The organism is uncultured Dysosmobacter sp., assembly GCF_947631165.1.
In the GTDB taxonomy this organism is placed as follows: domain Bacteria; phylum Bacillota; class Clostridia; order Oscillospirales; family Oscillospiraceae; genus Oscillibacter.
The window spans coordinates 42,155-60,075 of record NZ_CANRKH010000008.1; the positions used below are offsets into that span (position 1 = coordinate 42,155).

Below are 17,921 nucleotides of genomic sequence, written 5' to 3' on the forward strand. Positions count from 1 at the left end.
GCGTTCTGTGTGTCTGTTTACTGGATATGTGCGCCGAGTGTGCTCAGAAGCCTCATCAAAGGCGGCCACAGCCCTGAATCGTGGACTGTCAAAAAAGCTTCTACCTCTTCCCTGCTCAGTCCGCTGCCCCACAGCAGCACATGGATTCCGGAGGCTTCCCTGCCCACCGCCACCGGAGCCGCCGCTGTCACGCCCACAGCCACTCTGGCTCCGGTGGCCGCCACGCCGCCGGCACAGACCCCCACGGCAGAGATCCCCAGGGCCGCATATCCCAAAGCCGTCAGGCCGACGGCCCCAACGCCCAGGGCCACACCTCCCAGGGCCAGCAATCCAAAGGCGATGATCCCCAAAGAAACCACACCCAGCGAGATCAGTCCGACACTGAAAACGCCCACGGAGAAGTTTCCCACAGCAACGATCCCCACGGCGGTGTTGTTCCGGGTGGGGTGCCGGTCATGGCCGAAGCAGACGCTGACCAGGGGCAGACCGAACAGCCTTGCCCGGCTGGTGTAGCGAAACACGTTGCCGAAGCTCCGGCGGTAATCCAGGGTCAGCTGATCCACTTTCCGTTCCAGCCGATCTGCCTGATGGGAGGAGACCTCCTCCACGCCGCTGGGAAACTCCGGTTCCTCCAGCCGGTCCTTTACCAGATAGTCCACGCTGACGCCGAACAGTTCTGATAAGGATATCAGCTTTACAAGCTCTGGCATAGCTGTGCCGCTCTCCCATTTGCTGACAGACTGCCGGGTGACGCCCAATCGGTCTGCCAGCTGCTCCTGGGACAGGCCCTCCCGGCGGCGGAGGTTCATCAGCTTCTCTGAAAATTCCATGGTCCAAGCTCCCGCTTTCCTATTTGATGGATACAGCATAAACCACCCGCCGCGTTTTTGCAAGAACGCGGCGGGTGGAAGTTTGTCAACCCTGGGTTGCTGGCCTTGCGCCCCAAGGGGTACGGCGTTTTCAGTCAATTCCCGGTATACAGCAGTTCCTCCGGGACGCGGAACGCTCGCCCCCAGGTGCCGCCGTTTTCATCCCGGTAAACGGCAAGAACACAGGTCTCGTCATCATGGCTCCAATAGGATACCCTGGCATACCCATCCTCCGCGAAGGTCAGGTAGTCGATTCCAAAGCACCTTTCCCCATAAACATTTTGATAGACAAACTGATCTGTGACCGGCTCGTTGTGGATCATCTCACAGTCCGACAGGGAGAGCGTTTTGAGATAGTAGTCATCCCGCCGCTGCTGGAGGTCTGTCAGTTCCCCGCCGCCCGATTCGGCAGTGAAAGTCATACCGGTGTCGGTAAATCTGAATTCTGTTTTCCCGCCTGTCTCCGGCTGTTCAGGAGCCGGGGCGGGATCGCTGTCCGCCCCAGGGCCAGCATCCTTCTCCAGCTGGGCGGCTGGCAGGTCTACGAACGGCGGCTCATCGCTGATGGCAGGGATATTCTCGTCCGCCTTTGGCTCTCCCCGGCCATCCAGGGGGATCTCCGCGTTGCCCCAGTACAGGGCGGCGGCCTGGCTGAGATCCACGGGCTTCGCGAAGGAAACCGTGGCGGTCTCGTTGCCGCCGGGATGGCCCAGGATCATCTGACCGGGCGCAGGCTCCACAAGGCTTCCGTCCTTCATTTTCAGCGCCGCATAGATGACCGGCTCGTTCGTGCCGTCGAAGCGGTACTGCCACCAGAGGCCCAGGGGCGAAACACTGATAGCGTCCAGGGTAAAGGTCCCCTGCTCCGTCTCCACAGTCACGCCCTCCGCCTGGGGCTCCAGCGTATGGTTCCCGGTCAGGTCCTCCGGCAGTGGGATCGTCCACTCCCCCTCAAAGATCCACTCATCCTGGCCCCGTTCCTTCCAAAGGCTGAGGCCCATGATCGTCAATGTTCCGCCCCCCAGGTCGCAGGAAGAAGTGACCTCGTAAACGCCGGTGAGCACATTGGGGGCCTCTGTGCCCGCCTCCAGCACCGTGAAGCGGCTGGTATAGGAAGCCATCTCTGTTACTTCCTTCGGCTTCGTAGAGGCCAAGAGGACATACCGGCCCCTCTCCGCTGAAAAGGTCGTGCCCTCCGGCGCCCGGATCTCCAGCGTGATGTAGAGCCGGTTGCCGGACCCCAGGATGCTCAGGGGCGTGATGGTCACGCCCTCTGCCTCCGCCGCCGCGGGCAGGCTGTCCTTGCCGGTCTGCATGGCGTCCACCACCGCCTGCTGCTGTTCATCCAGGCCGCCGAAGAACCGCATCCACAGCGGTGTGGCGGCGGCTGCGGCTGCCGTCACCAGCAGCGCCGCCGCCAGAACGGCCACCAGTCCTCTGCGGCCCCAGCGTCTCCGCTGCCTGGGCTGCTCCGCAGTCCGTGCCTCCATCAGCGCCTCTACCAGCGCTGTCCGGCCCGCATCCGTATAGCGGACTTCATTCAATTCGTCTTTATACGCAGTCGGTTTCATAAGCGCCTCCCAGCATCGTTTTCAGCTTTGCTCTCCCCCGGCAGAGATAGGTGCTGACCTGCGGGACCTTGACCCCCATCAGCTCCGCGATCTCTCCCAGCTCGTATTCCTCGTAATACCGCAAGTAGACGGCCTGCCGGTACTTCTCCGGCAGCGCCTGCACCGCCTGCAATACCGGGCTGTCCTCCAGATCCGGCATGTGGACCGCCGCTTCCGGAGCATTCTCCAACGGGACCCGCCGCCGGTTCCAAGCGGATCGTTTCCAGTCCTTGCAGCAATTGACCGCAACCCGGATGACCCAGGCCCGCTCCTCGCCCGGCACGGTGAAGCGGCGGGGCGAGGTCAGCAGCTTCAGAAGGACCGTCTGGCTGATGTCCTGGGCGTCCTGCGCGCTGCCTGTCCAGGTGTAGCCGATGCGCAGTACAGTGTCCGACCAGCGGGCCACCAGGGCCTCCGCTTCCTGGCGGGTATATGTGATCTCTTCCGTAGGTATCATCTCCTTTTTGATCGGCGCCTTCTACCCATAAAACGAATCTGCGGCCGCAAATCTGGCACTTTCATAAAAAAAGCCGCCGAAAATTTTTCGGCGGCTTTTAATGTGTGCGGGTCAGCCCTCTTCCGCGATCTTGCGGCCCATGAGAACGCCCATGATGGAGGCCATCATCAAGCCCCGCGTCCAGCCGGAGCTGTCGCCCAGGCAGTGGAGGCCCTGGAGGCTGGTGTTGAAGTCCGTGTCCATCTTAACCCGGTTGGAGTAAAACTTCAGCTCGGGAGAATACAGCAGCGTCTCATAGGCAGCAAAGCCAGGGACCACATAATCCATGGCCTGGATGAAGTTGATGATGTTGATCATGGCCCGGTAGGGCATGGCGGCGGTGATGTCGCCGGCCACGGCGTCCGGCAGGGTCGGCTTGATGTTGGACTGGGCCAGCTCCTTCTGCCAGGTACGTTTGCCGTCCAGAATGTCGCCGAAGCGCTGGACCAGGATGTGGCCCGCGCCCAGCATGTTGGTCAGCTCGCCCACCTTCTGGGCATAGGCGATGGGCTGGTTGAAGGGGACGCTGAAATTGTGGGAGCAGAGGATGGAGAGATTGGTGTTGTCGCTCTTCAGGTCCTTGTAGGAGTGGCCGTTGACCACCGCCAGGTTATTGTCGTAATTCTCCTGGCTGACGAAGCCGCCGGGATTCTGGCAGAAGGTGCGGACCTTGTTCTTGAAGGGCCGGGGATAGCCCACCAGCTTAGATTCATAGAGGACCCGGTTCACCATCTCCATGACCTCGTTGCGGACCTCGACCCGGACGCCGATATCCACGGTGCCGGGGGCGTGGGCGATGTTGTGCTCGGCGCACAGCTTTTCCAGCCAGTCGGCGCCCCGGCGGCCGGTGGCCACCACGGTGTGCCTGGCGTAGATCTCCAGGTCCGTCTTTCCGTTGGAGATGGAAACGCCCTTGCAGATCTCATTTTCCAGGATCAGGTTGCTGCACTCATAGCCGAAATAGATCTCCACGCCGTTTTCCAGCAGGTACTTTTCAATGGCCAGATAGATATCCTGGGCCTTTTCCGTACCCATGTGGCGGATGGGGCAGTCCACCAGCTTGAGGCCCGCGTGGATGGCCCGCTTGCGGATCTCCTTCCGCTCCTCCTCATGCTCCAGGCCCTCAATGTGGGTATCCGCGCCGAATTCCAGGTAGATCCGGTCGGCGTAATGGATGGTCTCCTGGGCCAGGTCCTCGCCGATCAGGCTGGGCAGGTCGCCGCCCACCTCATAGCTGAGGGACAGCTTGCCGTCGGAGAAAGCCCCCGCGCCGGAGAAGCCGGTGGTGATATGGCAGTAGGGCCTGCAGTTCACGCACTTGCGGGTCTTGTCCTTGGGGCAGTGGCGGTTTTCAATGGGCTGTCCCTTCTCCACCATGACGATCTTCTGTTTGCTGCCCTTTTTCAGCATCTCCAGCGCGGTAAAAATACCGGCCGGGCCGGCACCGACGATCACAACATCTGCGTTCATACTCTGTCTCTCCTTATTTGGCTGATAGTTCTACCGCGCGGCGCACCAGCGTGCAGGGCGGCACCGCCCGCGGCAATTTCATATGGAAGGTCATCTGCGGGGTCCGGGGCTCCTCCAGCGGAGCGCCCTCCCCGTCTGTCATCTCCGGCACGGTCATGACAAAGGGCCGCAGATCCGGGCCGACCAGCTCGATCTCGTCTCCGACACGGAATTTGTTTCGCAGGGACAGTACGGCGTTTCCCTCCCCATCACAGTCGGTGACAAGGGCTGCCACCTGCCACTCCCTGATATAGCGGGAGTTGGCGTAATACTGGCCGGGCTGGCCGTAATAGAAGCCGGTGGAATAGGGCCGGTGGCTGACATGCTCCACCTCATCCCGCCAGACGGGGTCGATGGGCCGTCCCGCCGCCGCGTCGTCCAGGCAGTGGCGGTAAGCCCCGGTGACGATGGCGGCATAGTAGGCGGACTTGGCCCGGCCTTCGATCTTCAGACTGCTGAGGCCCGCGTCCATCAGATCGTCCAGATGGTCGATCATGCACATGTCCCGGGAATTCAAAATGTACGTACCCCCCGCGTCCTCCTCGATGGGAAAATACTCCCCGGGGCGCTTTTCCTCCATTAGGGCGTATTGGTAGCGGCAGGGCTGGGCACAGGCCCCCCGGCTGGAATCCCGGCCGGTCATGTAGTTGCTGAGGAGGCACCGTCCGGAATAGCTGACGCACATGGCACCGTGGACAAACGCCTCGATCTCCAGGTCCGCCGGCGTCTTTTCCCGGATAGTCCGGATCTCCTCCAGCCCCACCTCCCGGGCCAGGATCACACGAGACGCGCCCAGGTCGTACCAGGCCCGGGCGGTCTCGTAGTTGCAGATACTGGCTTGGGTCGAGATGTGCCGCTGGCAGCGGGGAGCATATTTGCCCGCCAGGGCAAAGGCTCCCAGGTCCGCCACGATCAGAGCGTCCACTCCGGCGTCGTTCAGCAGCTCCAAATGCTCCGGCAGGTGGGCGATCTCGTCATTCCGGGGCATAGTGTTGATGGCGCAATGGACCCGAACACCATGGTCATGGGCAAAGTCCACCGCCTGACGCAGCTCCTCCGGGGTAAAATTCCCGGCGAAGGCCCGCATCCCGAAAGCAGTTCCCGCCAGATATACGGCGTCGGCGCCGTACAGCACGGCCATCCTTAGCCGCTCCATATCCCCCGCCGGAGCCAGCAGCTCTGGCCTCATGCGCTTATCCGCCATACTGACTGCTGTTGATAAAGGCGGTATGGCTGGCATAGTCAGTGAAGAAGTGATGGCGCTTATCCGTGCCCAGGGCGTAGTAATAGTAATCCGTCTCTTCCGGCTCCAGCGCGGCCTGGATGGCGTTCATGCCCGGATTAGCGATGGGCGTGGGCGGCAGCCCGGCGTACTTATAGAGATTGTACTTGGAATCCGTCCCCTTATCCTCATTGGTGATGGCTCCCTCGTGATCCGGCAGACCGTACAGCAGCGAGGCGTCGATCTGCAGCATCCCATAGGTACCGCCCTTGTCGCCGGGGCCTTCCAGACGGTTGTAGATGACGGAGGCGATCTTGCCCTGATCTGTACCGTCCGTCTCCTTCTCGATGAGGGACGCAATGGTGACGATCTTCTTCAGGTCGTAGCCCCTGGCTTCCGCCTGCGCCAGCAGATCGTCCTCCAAACGGCTGTTGAATGTGGAGATCAGCTTGCCGAACGCCTCCTTGCCCACCTGGTCTGCGCTGGTGATATTGGCGTAAAACTCATAGGTGTCTGGGAACAGGTATCCCTCCAGGCGGCTGATGTCCTCTGTGGTATTGTCGATGAAATCATAGTCGAAGTCATAGGTCTTGGCCGCTTCCAGCAGAAGCTCTTCCGAGGCCACGCCCTTCTCCGCCAGCAGCTTGATGATCTGCGCCACGGTGAAACCCTCGGGGATGGTCACCGTCACGGTCTCGGCGGTCATATTGCCAGAGCCGCTCCGCATCCCCCGGATCAGGGACTTGTAATCCATATCCGTGTTCAGCTCATAGGTACCCATGCCGATCTTTTCCTCGGCATGGTCGATCTTCGCAAAGATGCGGAAGAACCACTTATATTTGATGAGGCCAGCATCCTGCAGCTTGTCTGCCACCGTCCGCACCGTGTCATCCGCCGTTACCTGTACGGTGGCCTTTTCGATGGCGCCCCGATTGAAGGCGCAGAGGTCCGTCATCAGCAGCCAGCCGACCCCCGCCAGCATGGCCGAGACGATCAGTACGAACAGGATATACAGCAGCGGATTCATCCGCTTTTTCCGGCGGCGCTTCCGGACTGTGGTCTGGCGGGGACGCCGCTCCGCCTCGCCGCGGCGGACCTGCTCCGCATCCCAGCTGGCAGTATCTCCCTTTTTGAAATCAGACATTGAAACCTCCAAATTCTCCGGCCACATAAAACGGCGCGGTGCTTCTGCGCTTGTGCAGAAAATTTTCACGCGGTCAGGCCCTCCTGGGGCGCCTTCCGCATAGAATGTGTCAAAGCGAGGTGACAATCATGTGGTTCAACAATGGAAACAGCGACTGTTCCTGCCTGTGGCTCATCATCATCGTCATCCTGATCGTCTGCTGCTGCGGAAACAGCGGCAACTGTGGCTGCAATTGCAACTGTAACTGCGGCAGCGGCGAAAGCTGCTGCTGAGACAAAGTGGGGCGAAATGCCCCATTTTGTCTGACCGGCGGCGGGACAGGCTCACAACAGCCCCTCCACGATCTCCGCCACCTGCCGGTGGATATCCTCCGGCGTGCGAGGCATACCTCCCTTTGCGCAATGGATCACGGTCCAGCCGCATCCCTCCGCCACTGTCCTGGCACCGACGCGGCACCGTTTCAGATACTCCACATCTTGTTCGTGGATGTCGGCATGCGTTCCAGAGCCCTTCTCCCGCTGGCGCATCATCCGCTCCGTGATTTCCGTGGGCATGTCCAGATAGAGCACCAGATCCGGCTTGGGCAACCCTAGCAGCCGGTATTCCAGATCGAACAACCAGTCCAAATAAGGCTTCCGCTCCGCCTCCGGCAGCTTGGACGCCTGATGGACGGCGTTGGATGTGGTATAGCGGTCCGCCACGATCAGGCCCCCGGCCTCGTAAAAGCCGCCCCAGTCCTGCTTATAGGAGGCGTAGCGGTCCATGGCGTAAAACAGCGAGGCGGCATAGGCGTTCACATCGCCGGGCCGCTTGCCCAGGTTTCCGTTCAAGTACTCCTCCACCATGGCGGCGGAGGGCTCGCCGTACCGGGGAAAGTCGATCTCCCGGTGGTCTATCCCTCTCTGGGACAGATATTTGCACAGCAGCCGGGCCTGGGTCGCCTTGCCGGAGCCGTCCGTTCCTTCAAATACAATCAGTTTTCCACTCATTTTTTCCGTTTCTCCTGTTTTACATGCACCAAAAACAGCGGCAGCTTCATCATGCGGCCAATGCGCTTCGGCTCCCTGCACAGGCGGTAAAACCACTCCAGCCCATGGTCGGACCAGAACTTCGGAGCGCGCTCCACCACGCCGGCGAACACGTCCAGGCTGCCGCCCAGGCCGCACAGCAGCCGGGCGCCGGTGGCTGCGCCGTTTTTGGCCATCCACTTTTCCTGCTTCGGCGCCCCCAGGCACACGAACACCACGTCCGCTCCGCTCCGGCGGATGGCCTCCACAACAGGACCGTCCTCCTTAAAATAACCGTCGTGGGTACCGGCGACGGCCAGACCGGGATACTGGTCCGCCAGATGCTTCGCCGCCTGCTCCGCGATGCCGGGCTTGGCCCCCAGCAGGTACAGGGACTTTCCCTCGCCTGCCATTTTCTCCATCAGATGGGCCGCAAATTCGATGCCGGGGGTCTTTTCCTTCAGCGGAGTACCCAGCATGGCCGCCCCCTTTACGATACCGATGCCGTCAGGCAGCACCAGGTCCGCGCCGTTGACGGCGGCTTTCGCCTCCGGGTCCTCCCGGCAGACCTCCACGATCTCCGGATTGGGCGTCACCACATAATGGGTACCCTGGCTTTGCAGCAGGACCATGCCCCGCTCCACAGCCTCGTCCATCGTTACATTGTCAAAACCCACGCCCAGCACGTCGATCCGCATGATACCACCTCGCAACATACTCATACAGTTTTGCATTATAGCATACAGGACGGCCTTTGTCCAATCCCAAATAAAACGGGGATGTAAATTTTACATCCCCGTTTTATGTTCAGGTCATCGCAAAGCCGCTTCTCCCCGCTTGTCCGGCAGCTGCGCCAGGATGACTGCCGCAAACATCAAAAGACAGCCGAAATACTCTTTCCCACTCATCCGGTCCCCCAGGATAATAGCGCCTGACAGCGTGGCAAACACAGATTCCAGGCTCAGCAGCAGAGACACCACCGTGGGGTCCGAGTCCTTTTGGGCTAGGATCTGCAGCGTATAGGCTACACCGCTGGACAAAATCCCCGCGTACAGGATAGGCCCGATGCACAACCACAACGCCTCCCAGTCAGGGGATTCCCAAAGCAGCATACCAATGCAGGACAGCACCGCCGCCACCAGGAACTGCACGCAGGACATCTCCACGCCGTCCACCTTTTGGCTGAAATGATCGATGATCAGGATATGGCCGGAAAAACAGAAGGCGCACAGCAGAATATAGAAGTCGCCTGTCGTGATGCGGAATTCCTCGGTGATGCAGAGGCAGTAGAGGCCCGCCACCGCCAGGGCCACGCCCAGCCAGATGGTCCTGGGTGCTTTCTTCTTTAAAAAGACGCCCACAATGGGTACAATGACGATGTACAACGCGGTGATGAAGCCCGCTTTGCCGGATGTGGTGGTCTCCAGCCCCTTCTGCTGAAAGTAGGAGGCTACGGTCAGCGCCGCACCGCAGCAGACGCCGGCGGTGATCAGCTCCCGCCGGGAAGCCGTCTGCGCCGCAGGCGCACCGCTCCCCTTCCGCACGGCCCGCAGGATCAGGCACAGCACCAGCAGGAACAAAAACGCCACCGCCGAGCGGGCAGCATTAAAGGTAAAAGGCTCCACATAGTCGGCGCCCACGCTCTGGGCCACAAAGGCTGTGCCCCAAATAAACGCCGCCAGCAGCGGCAATACATTCTGACGGATCCGATTGGTTTTCATATGACTTGCTCCATGTTCTCTTCTATGATATACTAAATAAAAATATCGCTTCCCGCGGAATGATCCGCAGCGGTCATTTATTGTAGCACTGAGGTGAAAAAATGGCAACCCTTTCCCGACAATTCTATGAGGGAGATACTGTGGAGACCGCCCAAAGGCTGCTGGGCAAGTATCTGGTCCGCAGACTGAACGGCGGGCTGCTGGCGGGCCGCATCACAGAGACGGAGGCCTATGTGGGCCGGTGCGACAAGGCCTGCCACGCCTATGGCCTCCGCCGAACGGCCCGGACCGAGACGCTGTTCATGGCCCCCGGCCACGCCTATATCTACCTGATCTATGGGATGTACAACTGTTTGAATTTCGTAACGGAGCCGGAGGGCGAGCCTGCCGCCGTGCTGATCCGGGCGGTGGAGCCTGTGGCCGGGATCGAAACCATGCTTCATCTGCGGTATGGGGACAAGCCCCTGACCTCCTATCGCCGCAGGAACTTCATGAATGGGCCGGGCAAGGTCTGTAAAGGGCTTTCCCTGTCCAGATCTGAAAACGGCTTGGATCTGACCGGCAATGTCCTGTTTGTCTGCGACTCTCCGGTGGATCTGGGGCTTCCCTGTTCCCCGCCCTTCCAAGAGCGGATCTGCGCCGGTCCCCGGATCGGCATCGACTATGCGGAGGAGGCCAGAGACTTCCCTTGGCGCTTCTGGCTGGAAAAGGAGGAATAGACCGTGTTTTTATTCGATATGGATGGGACCCTGATCGACTCCAACGGCATCTGGAAAAAGGTGGACCGGGAATTTCTGGCCCGGCGGGGCCTGCCATATACCCACGCCTATTACGAGGGCGTGGCCCACACCATCTTCCCCCTGGCGGCCAAGTTCACCAAGGAGTTCTGCGGCCTGCCGGAGAGCTGCGAGGAGATCATGGCGGAGTGGATGGAGCTGGCAAAGGACCTGTACGCCCATGTGAACGTCAAGCCCGGCGTCCGGGCCTATCTCAAGCAGTGCAAAGCGGAGGGACGGAAAATGGCGGTGGTGACCTCCAGCGTGCCGGAGCACTGCCGCACCGCCCTGGGGAAGCTGGGCTTGGAAAAGTATTTCGACGGCATCACCTTTGCCCACGACCTTGGCCTGGAAAAGAAAAAGCCGGACATCTGGCTGCTGGCGGCCAAGGAGCACGGCGCCCGGCCGGAGGACTGCACTGTGTTTGACGACAGCCTGGCCGCCTGCTGGGGCGCCCGGGCCGCGAAGATGCGGGTCGTGGGCGTATACGACGGCTTCTTTGCCCAGGATGAGCGGGAGATGCGGAGCTTCTGCGATGTGTATATCAAGAGCTTTGAGGAGCTTCTGTGGCTGCCGGAGCAGAAAGCGCGGCGGAAATGACGCCTTTGGAAGCCGCTCTGCTGGACGCCCGGGAGCAGGACGCTCCCCTGCGGCTCCTGACCTTTGACCGGGAGGCCGTGGAAGGTCTGGATTTTTCGGAGACTGAATGGGGCCAGGCCGTCTTTCGCGGCTGTCAGTTTACCGCCTGCGATTTTTCAAAGGCCGCCTTTTACGACTGTGTGCTGGATGCCTGCCAGTTCACCGCCTGCCGTTTTGCCGCCAGCTATTGGAAAAACAGCCGCCTGAACAGCTGCAAGGCCGATGGAGCGGACCTCCGCAGGAGCCGCTTCAAGGGCTGTACACTGCATGAAACACTGCTGCGCTATGCCAACCTCACCGGGAGCGTGTGGGAGAAGTGTACTGTCACAAGCTGCAATCTCACAGAGGCCGCCTTCTCCGAAGCCCGCATCCAGAAAACGGTCTTTGAAAAAGTGGCCCTCACCGGCGCGGAGCTGTTTCGCACCAGCTTGAAAGGCATGGACCTGTCCTCCTGCACTCTGGACCGTATCTCCCTGTCAGAGACCTGTGCCGAGCTGCGGGGTGCGAAGATCGACGCCAGTCAGGCCGCTGTGGTGGCCCGTATTCTGGGGATCGAGGTCCTGCTGTAGACTGCGTCCAACTTTTGAATATGGCAGGAGCGCTGAAGGATCTTACCTTCAGCGCTCCTATCGTATTTACCACTTGTTTATCTCAATTTTCAACGTCTCTGCATCTGCAAGATCATCTGCACCGCCTGCTCCAGCTGCCTTCCCCGAGCGGAGAAAAACGACTGATATGCCTCACAGTAGAAATTGCGGTCCACCAGTCCGTCCTCCAGCACCACCCGGTCTCTCCGGCAGCCATTCCGACAGATCCCATATAAATGGCAGACCCGGCACTTTTCGGGCACTCTGAAAGACGCCTCGACGAACTTCCGGGCCGCTTCGCTCTCCTGCATCTCCGCAAAGGTCGTCTCCCCTACCGTTCCCATCCGCCATTGGTCCAGCACATAAAAGTCGCAGGGATATACGCCGCCGTCTCCCTCCACTACAAATTGCACGGAACAACGTCCCATCATATTACAGGCTTCCGGGCACTCCCCCAGCAAAATGCTCATCCAGTTATCCAAGTGACGAATGCTGATGTATTCGCCCTGCCGCAGATCTGCGAACCACAGGTCAAATATCCGAATCAGGAACTCCCCATAGGCCTGACTGGAAAGGTGGTATTTCTCTTTGCCCCGTTCCTGTTCCAGCGGCTCCAGGCAGGGAATAAACTGCAGCCAACGAAAGCCCTGTTTTTTATAGAAGCTGTAAATCTGCCCGATCGAACGGGCATTTTTCCCTGTGACCACGCAGAGGATGTTGTAATCCACATGATACCGGTCAAACAGCTTCGCCGCGTGCAGAACACGGTTGAATGTTCCCTTTCCCTGGTGATCCCTTCGGTTCAGATTATGCAGGTCTGCCGGTCCATCCAGAGAAAGCCCCACCAAAAAATGATTCTCTGCGAGAAATGCCGCCCACTCTTCATCTATGCAATAGCCGTTCGTCTGGATCGCGTTATGTATCTGCACTCCAGGACGGGCATATCTTTTCTGAATCTCCACAACGCTCCGATAAAAGTCCAGTCCTGCCAGGGTGGGTTCTCCTCCCTGAAATGCGAAGGAACATATCCCCTCCGCATATTCCATGCCGGAGGAGATCACCTTCTCCATGCGCTCCAACGAGAGCATCCCCTCAAACGCCATTTCCCGATTGGCCGCCACATCCTGATAAAAGCAGTATGCGCACTGCATGTTGCAGGCAGATGAAGCCGGCTTTATGAGAATATTGACAGCGGGCATAAAACGCTCCTTTCACAGTCGATATGTCAAAATTTATATTTATTTTCATGTTTCCAGTACCTTTTGATTCGAAGCAGATGAATATTTATAAATTTCCACCTCTAAAACAACTTATAGATCATTTTTGCAAGCTGGAATTTGAACATCTCAATCATCAATTCGTTCAAGACATTTTTTCAGCGCGTCCTCATTTTCTGGCAGAACGATATGGAATGTGATTTTATCTCCATTCAGAGTCACAGCACCTACGTTGTGGCTCTGATTTGATTTGGATTTTGCAGGCGCCGACTATGTGCAACACGCACATTGGGCGCAGCCCGTTTGAAAAATCGCTTGCAATTTTTCAAGTTAATTGACTAGATAAGGGCCGCAAACCGACATGCGTTATAGATACAGATCAAAATAATGACACACATCAAGCCCGCAAACAGTTTATCCACCACCGCCGCAGAAAGTTTCTTGTTGACCCGTGTTCCAAGCAGTCCGCCCAGAACACCCGCAGTTACCATGACGATCAGATACCCCCAGCTGAATTCCGGGATCGTCCCACGAACACAGGACGTGCAGAAACTGGCGATCTGGGAAAACATGATGATGTACAATGAATTTGCCGCCGCTTTTTTTGTATCCATGGAAAATATGAAATACAGCACCGCCAAATTGATCGGCCCGCCTCCAATTCCCAGGAACGAGGACAATATCCCCATGATGCCGCCCACACCAATACACGCCGCCGAATTCGTGACTCTGTAAGATGGCAGGCGGCGGCGGAGAAACACGCTGTACAGCAGCGTCAAAAATGTGACCAATGCCAACACTGCCGCCTGTATCATGCCAACAAAATCATCCTGCCCCGCAGCAGACTTGACTGCCTGGAAAAGCGCATTGCCGATCATGCCTCCGACGACCGCGCCTGCCGCCAGGAAACTGCCGATCCGCATTTCCACAAGGCGGTTCTTTCTCTGGCGAAATACGGAGATCAACGACATAGAAAGCACTGTCAGGCCCGACAGAAAGCTGATCGTGCTGACGCTCATAATGCCCATGGCGTCCAATGTCGGTTTTATGATGACGCCGCCGCCAATCCCACAAATGCCCCCTACCATGGAGGCAAACAGACAAACCAAAAAAATCAACACTTGCATAGTAACCGACCTCGATTCAAATCATGCCGCGGCCAGCCTTGCTGTCCGCGGTCCGGAGCCAGGGTGCCGCTGCGCGGGCAACAATGCAGCCAATATCGGAGATGCGCTTCGCAGTTGCCTTTCGCAGCCTACATATTTGTACTATTTGTTGTAAACATAGAACACTTTTAGGTCCATGTCAATACGAAATAGTCTCCGCCGCTCAATTTGCCGGCAGCACAGCAGCCTTACAGCTTTTTTATATGGGTCCCTGCGGATTTCAACATCAGTTTTTTCTTTCCCGCCTGGTCGAAGGCCACCTCCACCAGCGCGTCGCCGCCCATGGGGCGGACGGACAGAACCGTGCCCCTGCCAAAGGCAGTATGCTCGATCACATCCCCCTGGCTCAGCTGCATCAGAGGCGCGGAGGGTGCGGCGTTCTTCCGCACAGACTGCAGGGGCCGTTGGACCGAGGGCTTCGTCGCCGTATCCCGGTAGCTGCGAATGGTGCCGCTGCTCCAAGAGCCGCCTGAATCGGGTCTGGCGGTGCGCTGCCGGCCGCCAAAGCCGCCGTAGGACGCGCCGCCCTCCCAGCGGTCGCCGCCGAAAGTGCTGTCTCCCTCCATGCCGCCGAAATGTGGCTCCGGCTTGCTCTCCCAGCGCATGTTGTCTTCCGGGATCTCATCCAGGAACCGGGATGCCTTGTTGGCGCTGGTACGGCCATACAGCATCCGCTGGCGGCAGTTGGTCAATGTCAGCTTCTCCTTGGCCCGGGTCATGGCCACGTAGCACAGGCGGCGCTCCTCCTCCAGTTCCTCCTGGTCGTACTGCGCGGAGGAGCCGGGGAAGATGCCCTCCTCCATACCCACCACGTAAACCACGGGGAATTCCAGGCCCTTGGCAGAATGGATGGTCATCATGGTGACGCAGTTGTCATCGGCCTCCATACTGTCCAGATCCGTGTACAGGGCGATCTCGTTGAGGAATCCAGAGAGGGTCGCGTCCTCTGGATCCTGCTCCAAAAAGCCCAGGATATTGGATTTCAGCTCCTGGACGTTTTCAATGCGGCCCCGGCTCTCCATATCGTTCTTGTCCTCCAGGGCCTTCACATAACCGCTCTGGCCGCACACAGCGTCGTAGAACTCCGGCAGGGCCAGGGATGCCCCCGCCTTTCGCAGTCCGTCGATCAGGTCCGCAAATTTCAGCAGCTTGGCGCTGGCGGCCTTCAGCTCCGGGAAGAGGTCCGCATTGCGGATGATCTCATACAGGGACGCGCCCTGGCTCTCCGCAATGGCCGCCACCCTGTCCAGGGTGGTGGCGCCGATGCCCCGGGGCGGGTTGTTGATGATCCGCCGCAGCCGCAGGTCATCCAGGGGATTGTTCAGCACGCACAGGTAGGCCAGCATGTCCTTCACCTCGGCCCGGTCGAAGAACTTCATGCCGCCCACCACCTTATAGGGGATGCCGTTGCGCTTCAGGGCGTATTCCAGAGCGTTGGACTGGGCGTTCATGCGGTACAGCACGGCGGTTTCCCGGAAGCTCCGCCCCCGGTTGACCCCCATCAGGATATCCCCCACCACATAGTTGGCCTCGTCGCTCTCGTTGAAGGTGGTCTTGACTGTCACCACATCGCCGCTGCCGTTGTCCGTCCACAACGTCTTGCCCTTGCGGCCCAGGTTATTTTTGATGACAGCGTTGGCAGCGTCCAGGATATTCTGGGTGGAACGGTAATTCTGCTCCAAACGGATGACCCGGGCGTTCTTGTACTGCTGCTCAAAGCTCAGGATGTTCTCGATATTGGCGCCCCGAAAGCGGTAAATGGACTGGTCGTCGTCGCCCACCACGCAAAGATTTTTCCTCCCCCCCGCCAGGAGGCTGGTCAGCAGATACTGCAAATGGTTGGTGTCCTGATACTCGTCCACCAGCACGTAGCGGAATTTGTTCTGGTAATAGGCCAGCACCTCTGGCTCCTGCTGGAGCAAGGTCACAGTGTGGTAGATGATATCGTCAAAGTCCAGGGCGTTGGCGGCCCGGAGTTTTTTGGCGTAGGCGGCATAGACCTTAGCAATGCGGGACATCTTCCAGTCCATCTCATTGCTGTGCTTGGCCGCAAACGCCTCCGGGCTTTCGTACTGGTCCTTGGAGCTGCTGATGACGCTGAGGATGCTCTTGGGCTGGAAGGTCTTTTCATCCAGATTCTGCTCTTTCAGGATGTCCTTGATGACCCGTTTGGAATCGTCAGTATCGTAAATGGTGAAATCCTTGTCAAAACCGATGCGGTCGATGTCCCGCCGCAGAATGCGGACACAGGCGGAGTGGAAGGTGGAGGCCCAGATGTCGTTGGCCTGGGGACCCAGGCGGGCTGCCAGACGGTCCTTCAGCTCCCCTGCCGCCTTGTTGGTGAAGGTGATGGCAATGATCTCCCAGGGGCGGGGCACATCCACGGCGCACAGGCGGCGGGCCCGGTCGATCTCAAAGCTTTCCGGGTGTTCCGGAAATGCCTCCAAAAAGGCCAGGTCGTCCTCTGTGGCCCACCCAGGGACCTCCTCGGAGTCGCTGCCCCGGCCATAGGTCAGCAGGTTATACACCCGCTGAATCAGGACCGTGGTCTTGCCGCTGCCCGCCCCCGCCAGCAGCAGCAGCGGTCCCTCAGTGGTCATGGCCGCCTTGCGCTGCATGGGGTTCAGTCTGGACAAATCCCGGGCGATGACCGCCCTTCTGGCGGCGATGTAGCGTTGGTTAAAATCTGTCATATGTTCACCAGTTTTCTCTAGTCTTGCCGTCTATTTTAGGACAAAATCCCGGCGGGGTCAAGGGGCGTTCCCACTATTGCCATTTCCCGGATTTTGTGGTATAGTCAATAAACTCGAAAACAACTTTGCTGTTTTTCAGCAGGCATTGTCCGCTGCGCAGAAAGCGCATGATCCCTGACTATGGGTCCCTGATCAAGGCTGCTAAACGTCCGTCACAGTGCATTTGCGCTGTGATACTTGAAAAACAATTTTACTACTCGGATTATTTGATGATACAGTGTAAAAAAATTGCAAGGAGGCGCTTCTATGTATGAGCTGATCCAGACGGCCCCGCGCACCTATTACATCCTGTGCCCCGCTAAAATGGGCATCTGGAAGCTGAACGACACTGATGTGGTCCTCATCGACAGCGGCAGCGACAAAGACGCGGGCCGCAAGGTCCAGAAGCTTCTGGACGCCCAGGGCTGGACGCTGAAGGCCATTCTGAACACCCACGCCAACGCCGACCACAACGGCGGCAACGCCCTGCTCCAGCAGCGGCTGGGAGCTCCGGCCTTCGCGCCGGGCATCGACGCCGCCATCACCTCCCATCCCATTCTGGAGCCGGCATTTTTGTATGGCGGCTACCCCTGCAAGGCCCTGCGGAACAAATTCCTCCTTGCCCAGCCCAGCGACTGCCGGCCCCTGACGGCAGAAAACCTGCCGGATGGCCTCACTATGCTGCCCCTTCCCGGCCACTTCTTTGATATGTGCGGCTTCCAGACCGCTGACGGCGTGTGGTTTTTGGCGGACTGCCTGTCCGGGGCCAACATCGTGGAAAAGTACCATGTAAACTTCATCTACGACGTAGCGGCCTATCTGGACACCCTGGACAAAGTGTGTGCGCTGGAAGGGAAAATGTTCATCCCCGCCCACGCTGAACCCACGGATGACATCCGCCCCCTGGCAAAGCTGAACCGGGCCAAAGTACTGGAGATTACGTCCCTTCTGTTGGATCTCTGCCGGGAGCCGCTGTGCTTTGAGGATGTTCTGCAAAGGGTCTTTCAGCACTATCAGCTGACCATAGACTTTAATCAGTATGTGCTGGTAGGCAGCACCATCCGCTCCTACCTCTCCTATCTGCTGGACCAGAACGCGCTGGCGGCGGAATTTTCCGACAGCCGTCTGCTCTGGCGCACGGTCTGATGTAAAAAATGACAGAAGCTCACGCTTCTGTCATTTTTTTGTAACTCTTTTGTGGTTGACAAACGTCTACCAATATGATA

At 58.9% G+C, this 17,921-nt stretch carries 17 protein-coding genes; 5 read left to right on the top strand and 12 right to left on the bottom strand.

What is annotated here, in order from left to right:
- Positions 1-17: 17 nt before the first annotated feature.
- The 6 genes from Q0Z69_RS05775 to mltG all read right to left on the bottom strand — a co-directional run bounded on the left by Q0Z69_RS05775 (position 18) and on the right by mltG (position 6,850).
- Entirely contained in the window at positions 18-830 is an 813-nt protein-coding gene (locus Q0Z69_RS05775; protein ID WP_298030694.1) for a helix-turn-helix domain-containing protein, read from the bottom strand.
- Between the two features lie 134 nt (positions 831-964).
- Entirely contained in the window at positions 965-2,440 is a 1,476-nt protein-coding gene (locus Q0Z69_RS05780; RefSeq protein ID WP_298030697.1) for a hypothetical protein, read from the bottom strand.
- Positions 2,421-2,936 carry an RNA polymerase sigma factor gene (locus tag Q0Z69_RS05785; RefSeq protein WP_298030698.1) on the bottom strand — a complete coding sequence of 172 codons (516 nt, stop codon included), beginning with the start codon at positions 2,934-2,936 and terminating at the stop codon, positions 2,421-2,423. Before Q0Z69_RS05785 ends, Q0Z69_RS05780 begins: the two co-directional genes overlap by 20 nt.
- A gap of 111 nt (positions 2,937-3,047) precedes the next feature.
- The gene (locus Q0Z69_RS05790; RefSeq protein WP_298030701.1) at positions 3,048-4,445 is read right to left on the bottom strand and encodes an NAD(P)/FAD-dependent oxidoreductase; all 1,398 of its coding nucleotides are present in this window, start codon (positions 4,443-4,445) and stop codon (positions 3,048-3,050) included.
- A gap of 13 nt (positions 4,446-4,458) precedes the next feature.
- Positions 4,459-5,688 (bottom strand): U32 family peptidase, encoded by a 1,230-nt coding sequence (locus Q0Z69_RS05795; RefSeq protein WP_298030703.1) that lies wholly within the window; start codon positions 5,686-5,688, stop codon positions 4,459-4,461.
- Complete coding sequence (gene mltG / locus Q0Z69_RS05800) at positions 5,678-6,850, bottom strand: endolytic transglycosylase MltG (RefSeq protein ID WP_298030705.1); 1,173 nt, start codon at positions 6,848-6,850, stop codon at positions 5,678-5,680. The genes Q0Z69_RS05795 and mltG overlap by 11 nt, the downstream gene beginning before the upstream one ends.
- Before the next feature lie 128 nt (positions 6,851-6,978).
- On the opposite strand from mltG, the gene Q0Z69_RS05805 reads away from it, so the two are divergent.
- Positions 6,979-7,122, top strand: coding sequence for a hypothetical protein (locus tag Q0Z69_RS05805; RefSeq protein ID WP_298030706.1), 144 nt, complete (start codon positions 6,979-6,981; stop codon positions 7,120-7,122).
- 51 nt (positions 7,123-7,173) lie between these two features.
- Here Q0Z69_RS05805 and Q0Z69_RS05810 read toward each other — a convergent pair whose 3' ends face one another.
- The 3 genes from Q0Z69_RS05810 to Q0Z69_RS05820 form a co-directional block, all read right to left on the bottom strand.
- Positions 7,174-7,839: a thymidylate kinase gene (locus tag Q0Z69_RS05810; RefSeq protein ID WP_298030708.1), complete on the bottom strand. Its 666-nt coding sequence runs from the start codon at positions 7,837-7,839 to the stop codon at positions 7,174-7,176.
- Positions 7,836-8,555 (bottom strand): WecB/TagA/CpsF family glycosyltransferase, encoded by a 720-nt coding sequence (locus Q0Z69_RS05815; RefSeq protein ID WP_298030711.1) that lies wholly within the window; start codon positions 8,553-8,555, stop codon positions 7,836-7,838. Before Q0Z69_RS05815 ends, Q0Z69_RS05810 begins: the two co-directional genes overlap by 4 nt.
- A 114-nt stretch (positions 8,556-8,669) precedes the next feature.
- Complete coding sequence (locus Q0Z69_RS05820; RefSeq protein ID WP_298030713.1) at positions 8,670-9,578, bottom strand: DMT family transporter; 909 nt, start codon at positions 9,576-9,578, stop codon at positions 8,670-8,672.
- A gap of 101 nt (positions 9,579-9,679) precedes the next feature.
- Between Q0Z69_RS05820 and Q0Z69_RS05825 the strand changes: the two genes are divergently transcribed.
- From Q0Z69_RS05825 to Q0Z69_RS05835, 3 genes are read left to right on the top strand one after another with little or no spacing between them, the layout of a single operon-like run.
- Complete coding sequence (locus Q0Z69_RS05825; RefSeq protein WP_298030716.1) at positions 9,680-10,297, top strand: DNA-3-methyladenine glycosylase; 618 nt, start codon at positions 9,680-9,682, stop codon at positions 10,295-10,297.
- A gap of 3 nt (positions 10,298-10,300) precedes the next feature.
- On the top strand, positions 10,301-10,954 hold the full coding sequence (locus tag Q0Z69_RS05830) for an HAD family phosphatase (RefSeq protein WP_298030718.1): 654 nt from the start codon (positions 10,301-10,303) through the stop codon (positions 10,952-10,954).
- Positions 10,951-11,562, top strand: a complete 612-nt coding sequence (locus Q0Z69_RS05835; RefSeq protein ID WP_298030720.1) for a pentapeptide repeat-containing protein — start codon at positions 10,951-10,953, stop codon at positions 11,560-11,562. The genes Q0Z69_RS05830 and Q0Z69_RS05835 overlap by 4 nt, the downstream gene beginning before the upstream one ends.
- An 89-nt stretch (positions 11,563-11,651) precedes the next feature.
- Here Q0Z69_RS05835 and Q0Z69_RS05840 read toward each other — a convergent pair whose 3' ends face one another.
- The 3 genes from Q0Z69_RS05840 to Q0Z69_RS05850 form a co-directional block, all read right to left on the bottom strand.
- Positions 11,652-12,779 carry an anaerobic sulfatase maturase gene (locus Q0Z69_RS05840; protein ID WP_298030722.1) on the bottom strand — a complete coding sequence of 376 codons (1,128 nt, stop codon included), beginning with the start codon at positions 12,777-12,779 and terminating at the stop codon, positions 11,652-11,654.
- A gap of 356 nt (positions 12,780-13,135) precedes the next feature.
- Positions 13,136-13,924 (bottom strand): sulfite exporter TauE/SafE family protein, encoded by a 789-nt coding sequence (locus Q0Z69_RS05845; RefSeq protein WP_298030723.1) that lies wholly within the window; start codon positions 13,922-13,924, stop codon positions 13,136-13,138.
- A gap of 227 nt (positions 13,925-14,151) precedes the next feature.
- Positions 14,152-16,656: an ATP-dependent helicase gene (locus tag Q0Z69_RS05850; RefSeq protein WP_298030724.1), complete on the bottom strand. Its 2,505-nt coding sequence runs from the start codon at positions 16,654-16,656 to the stop codon at positions 14,152-14,154.
- Between the two features lie 306 nt (positions 16,657-16,962).
- Between Q0Z69_RS05850 and Q0Z69_RS05855 the strand changes: the two genes are divergently transcribed.
- Positions 16,963-17,841: an MBL fold metallo-hydrolase gene (locus Q0Z69_RS05855; protein ID WP_298030725.1), complete on the top strand. Its 879-nt coding sequence runs from the start codon at positions 16,963-16,965 to the stop codon at positions 17,839-17,841.
- Positions 17,842-17,921: the final 80 nt, after the last annotated feature.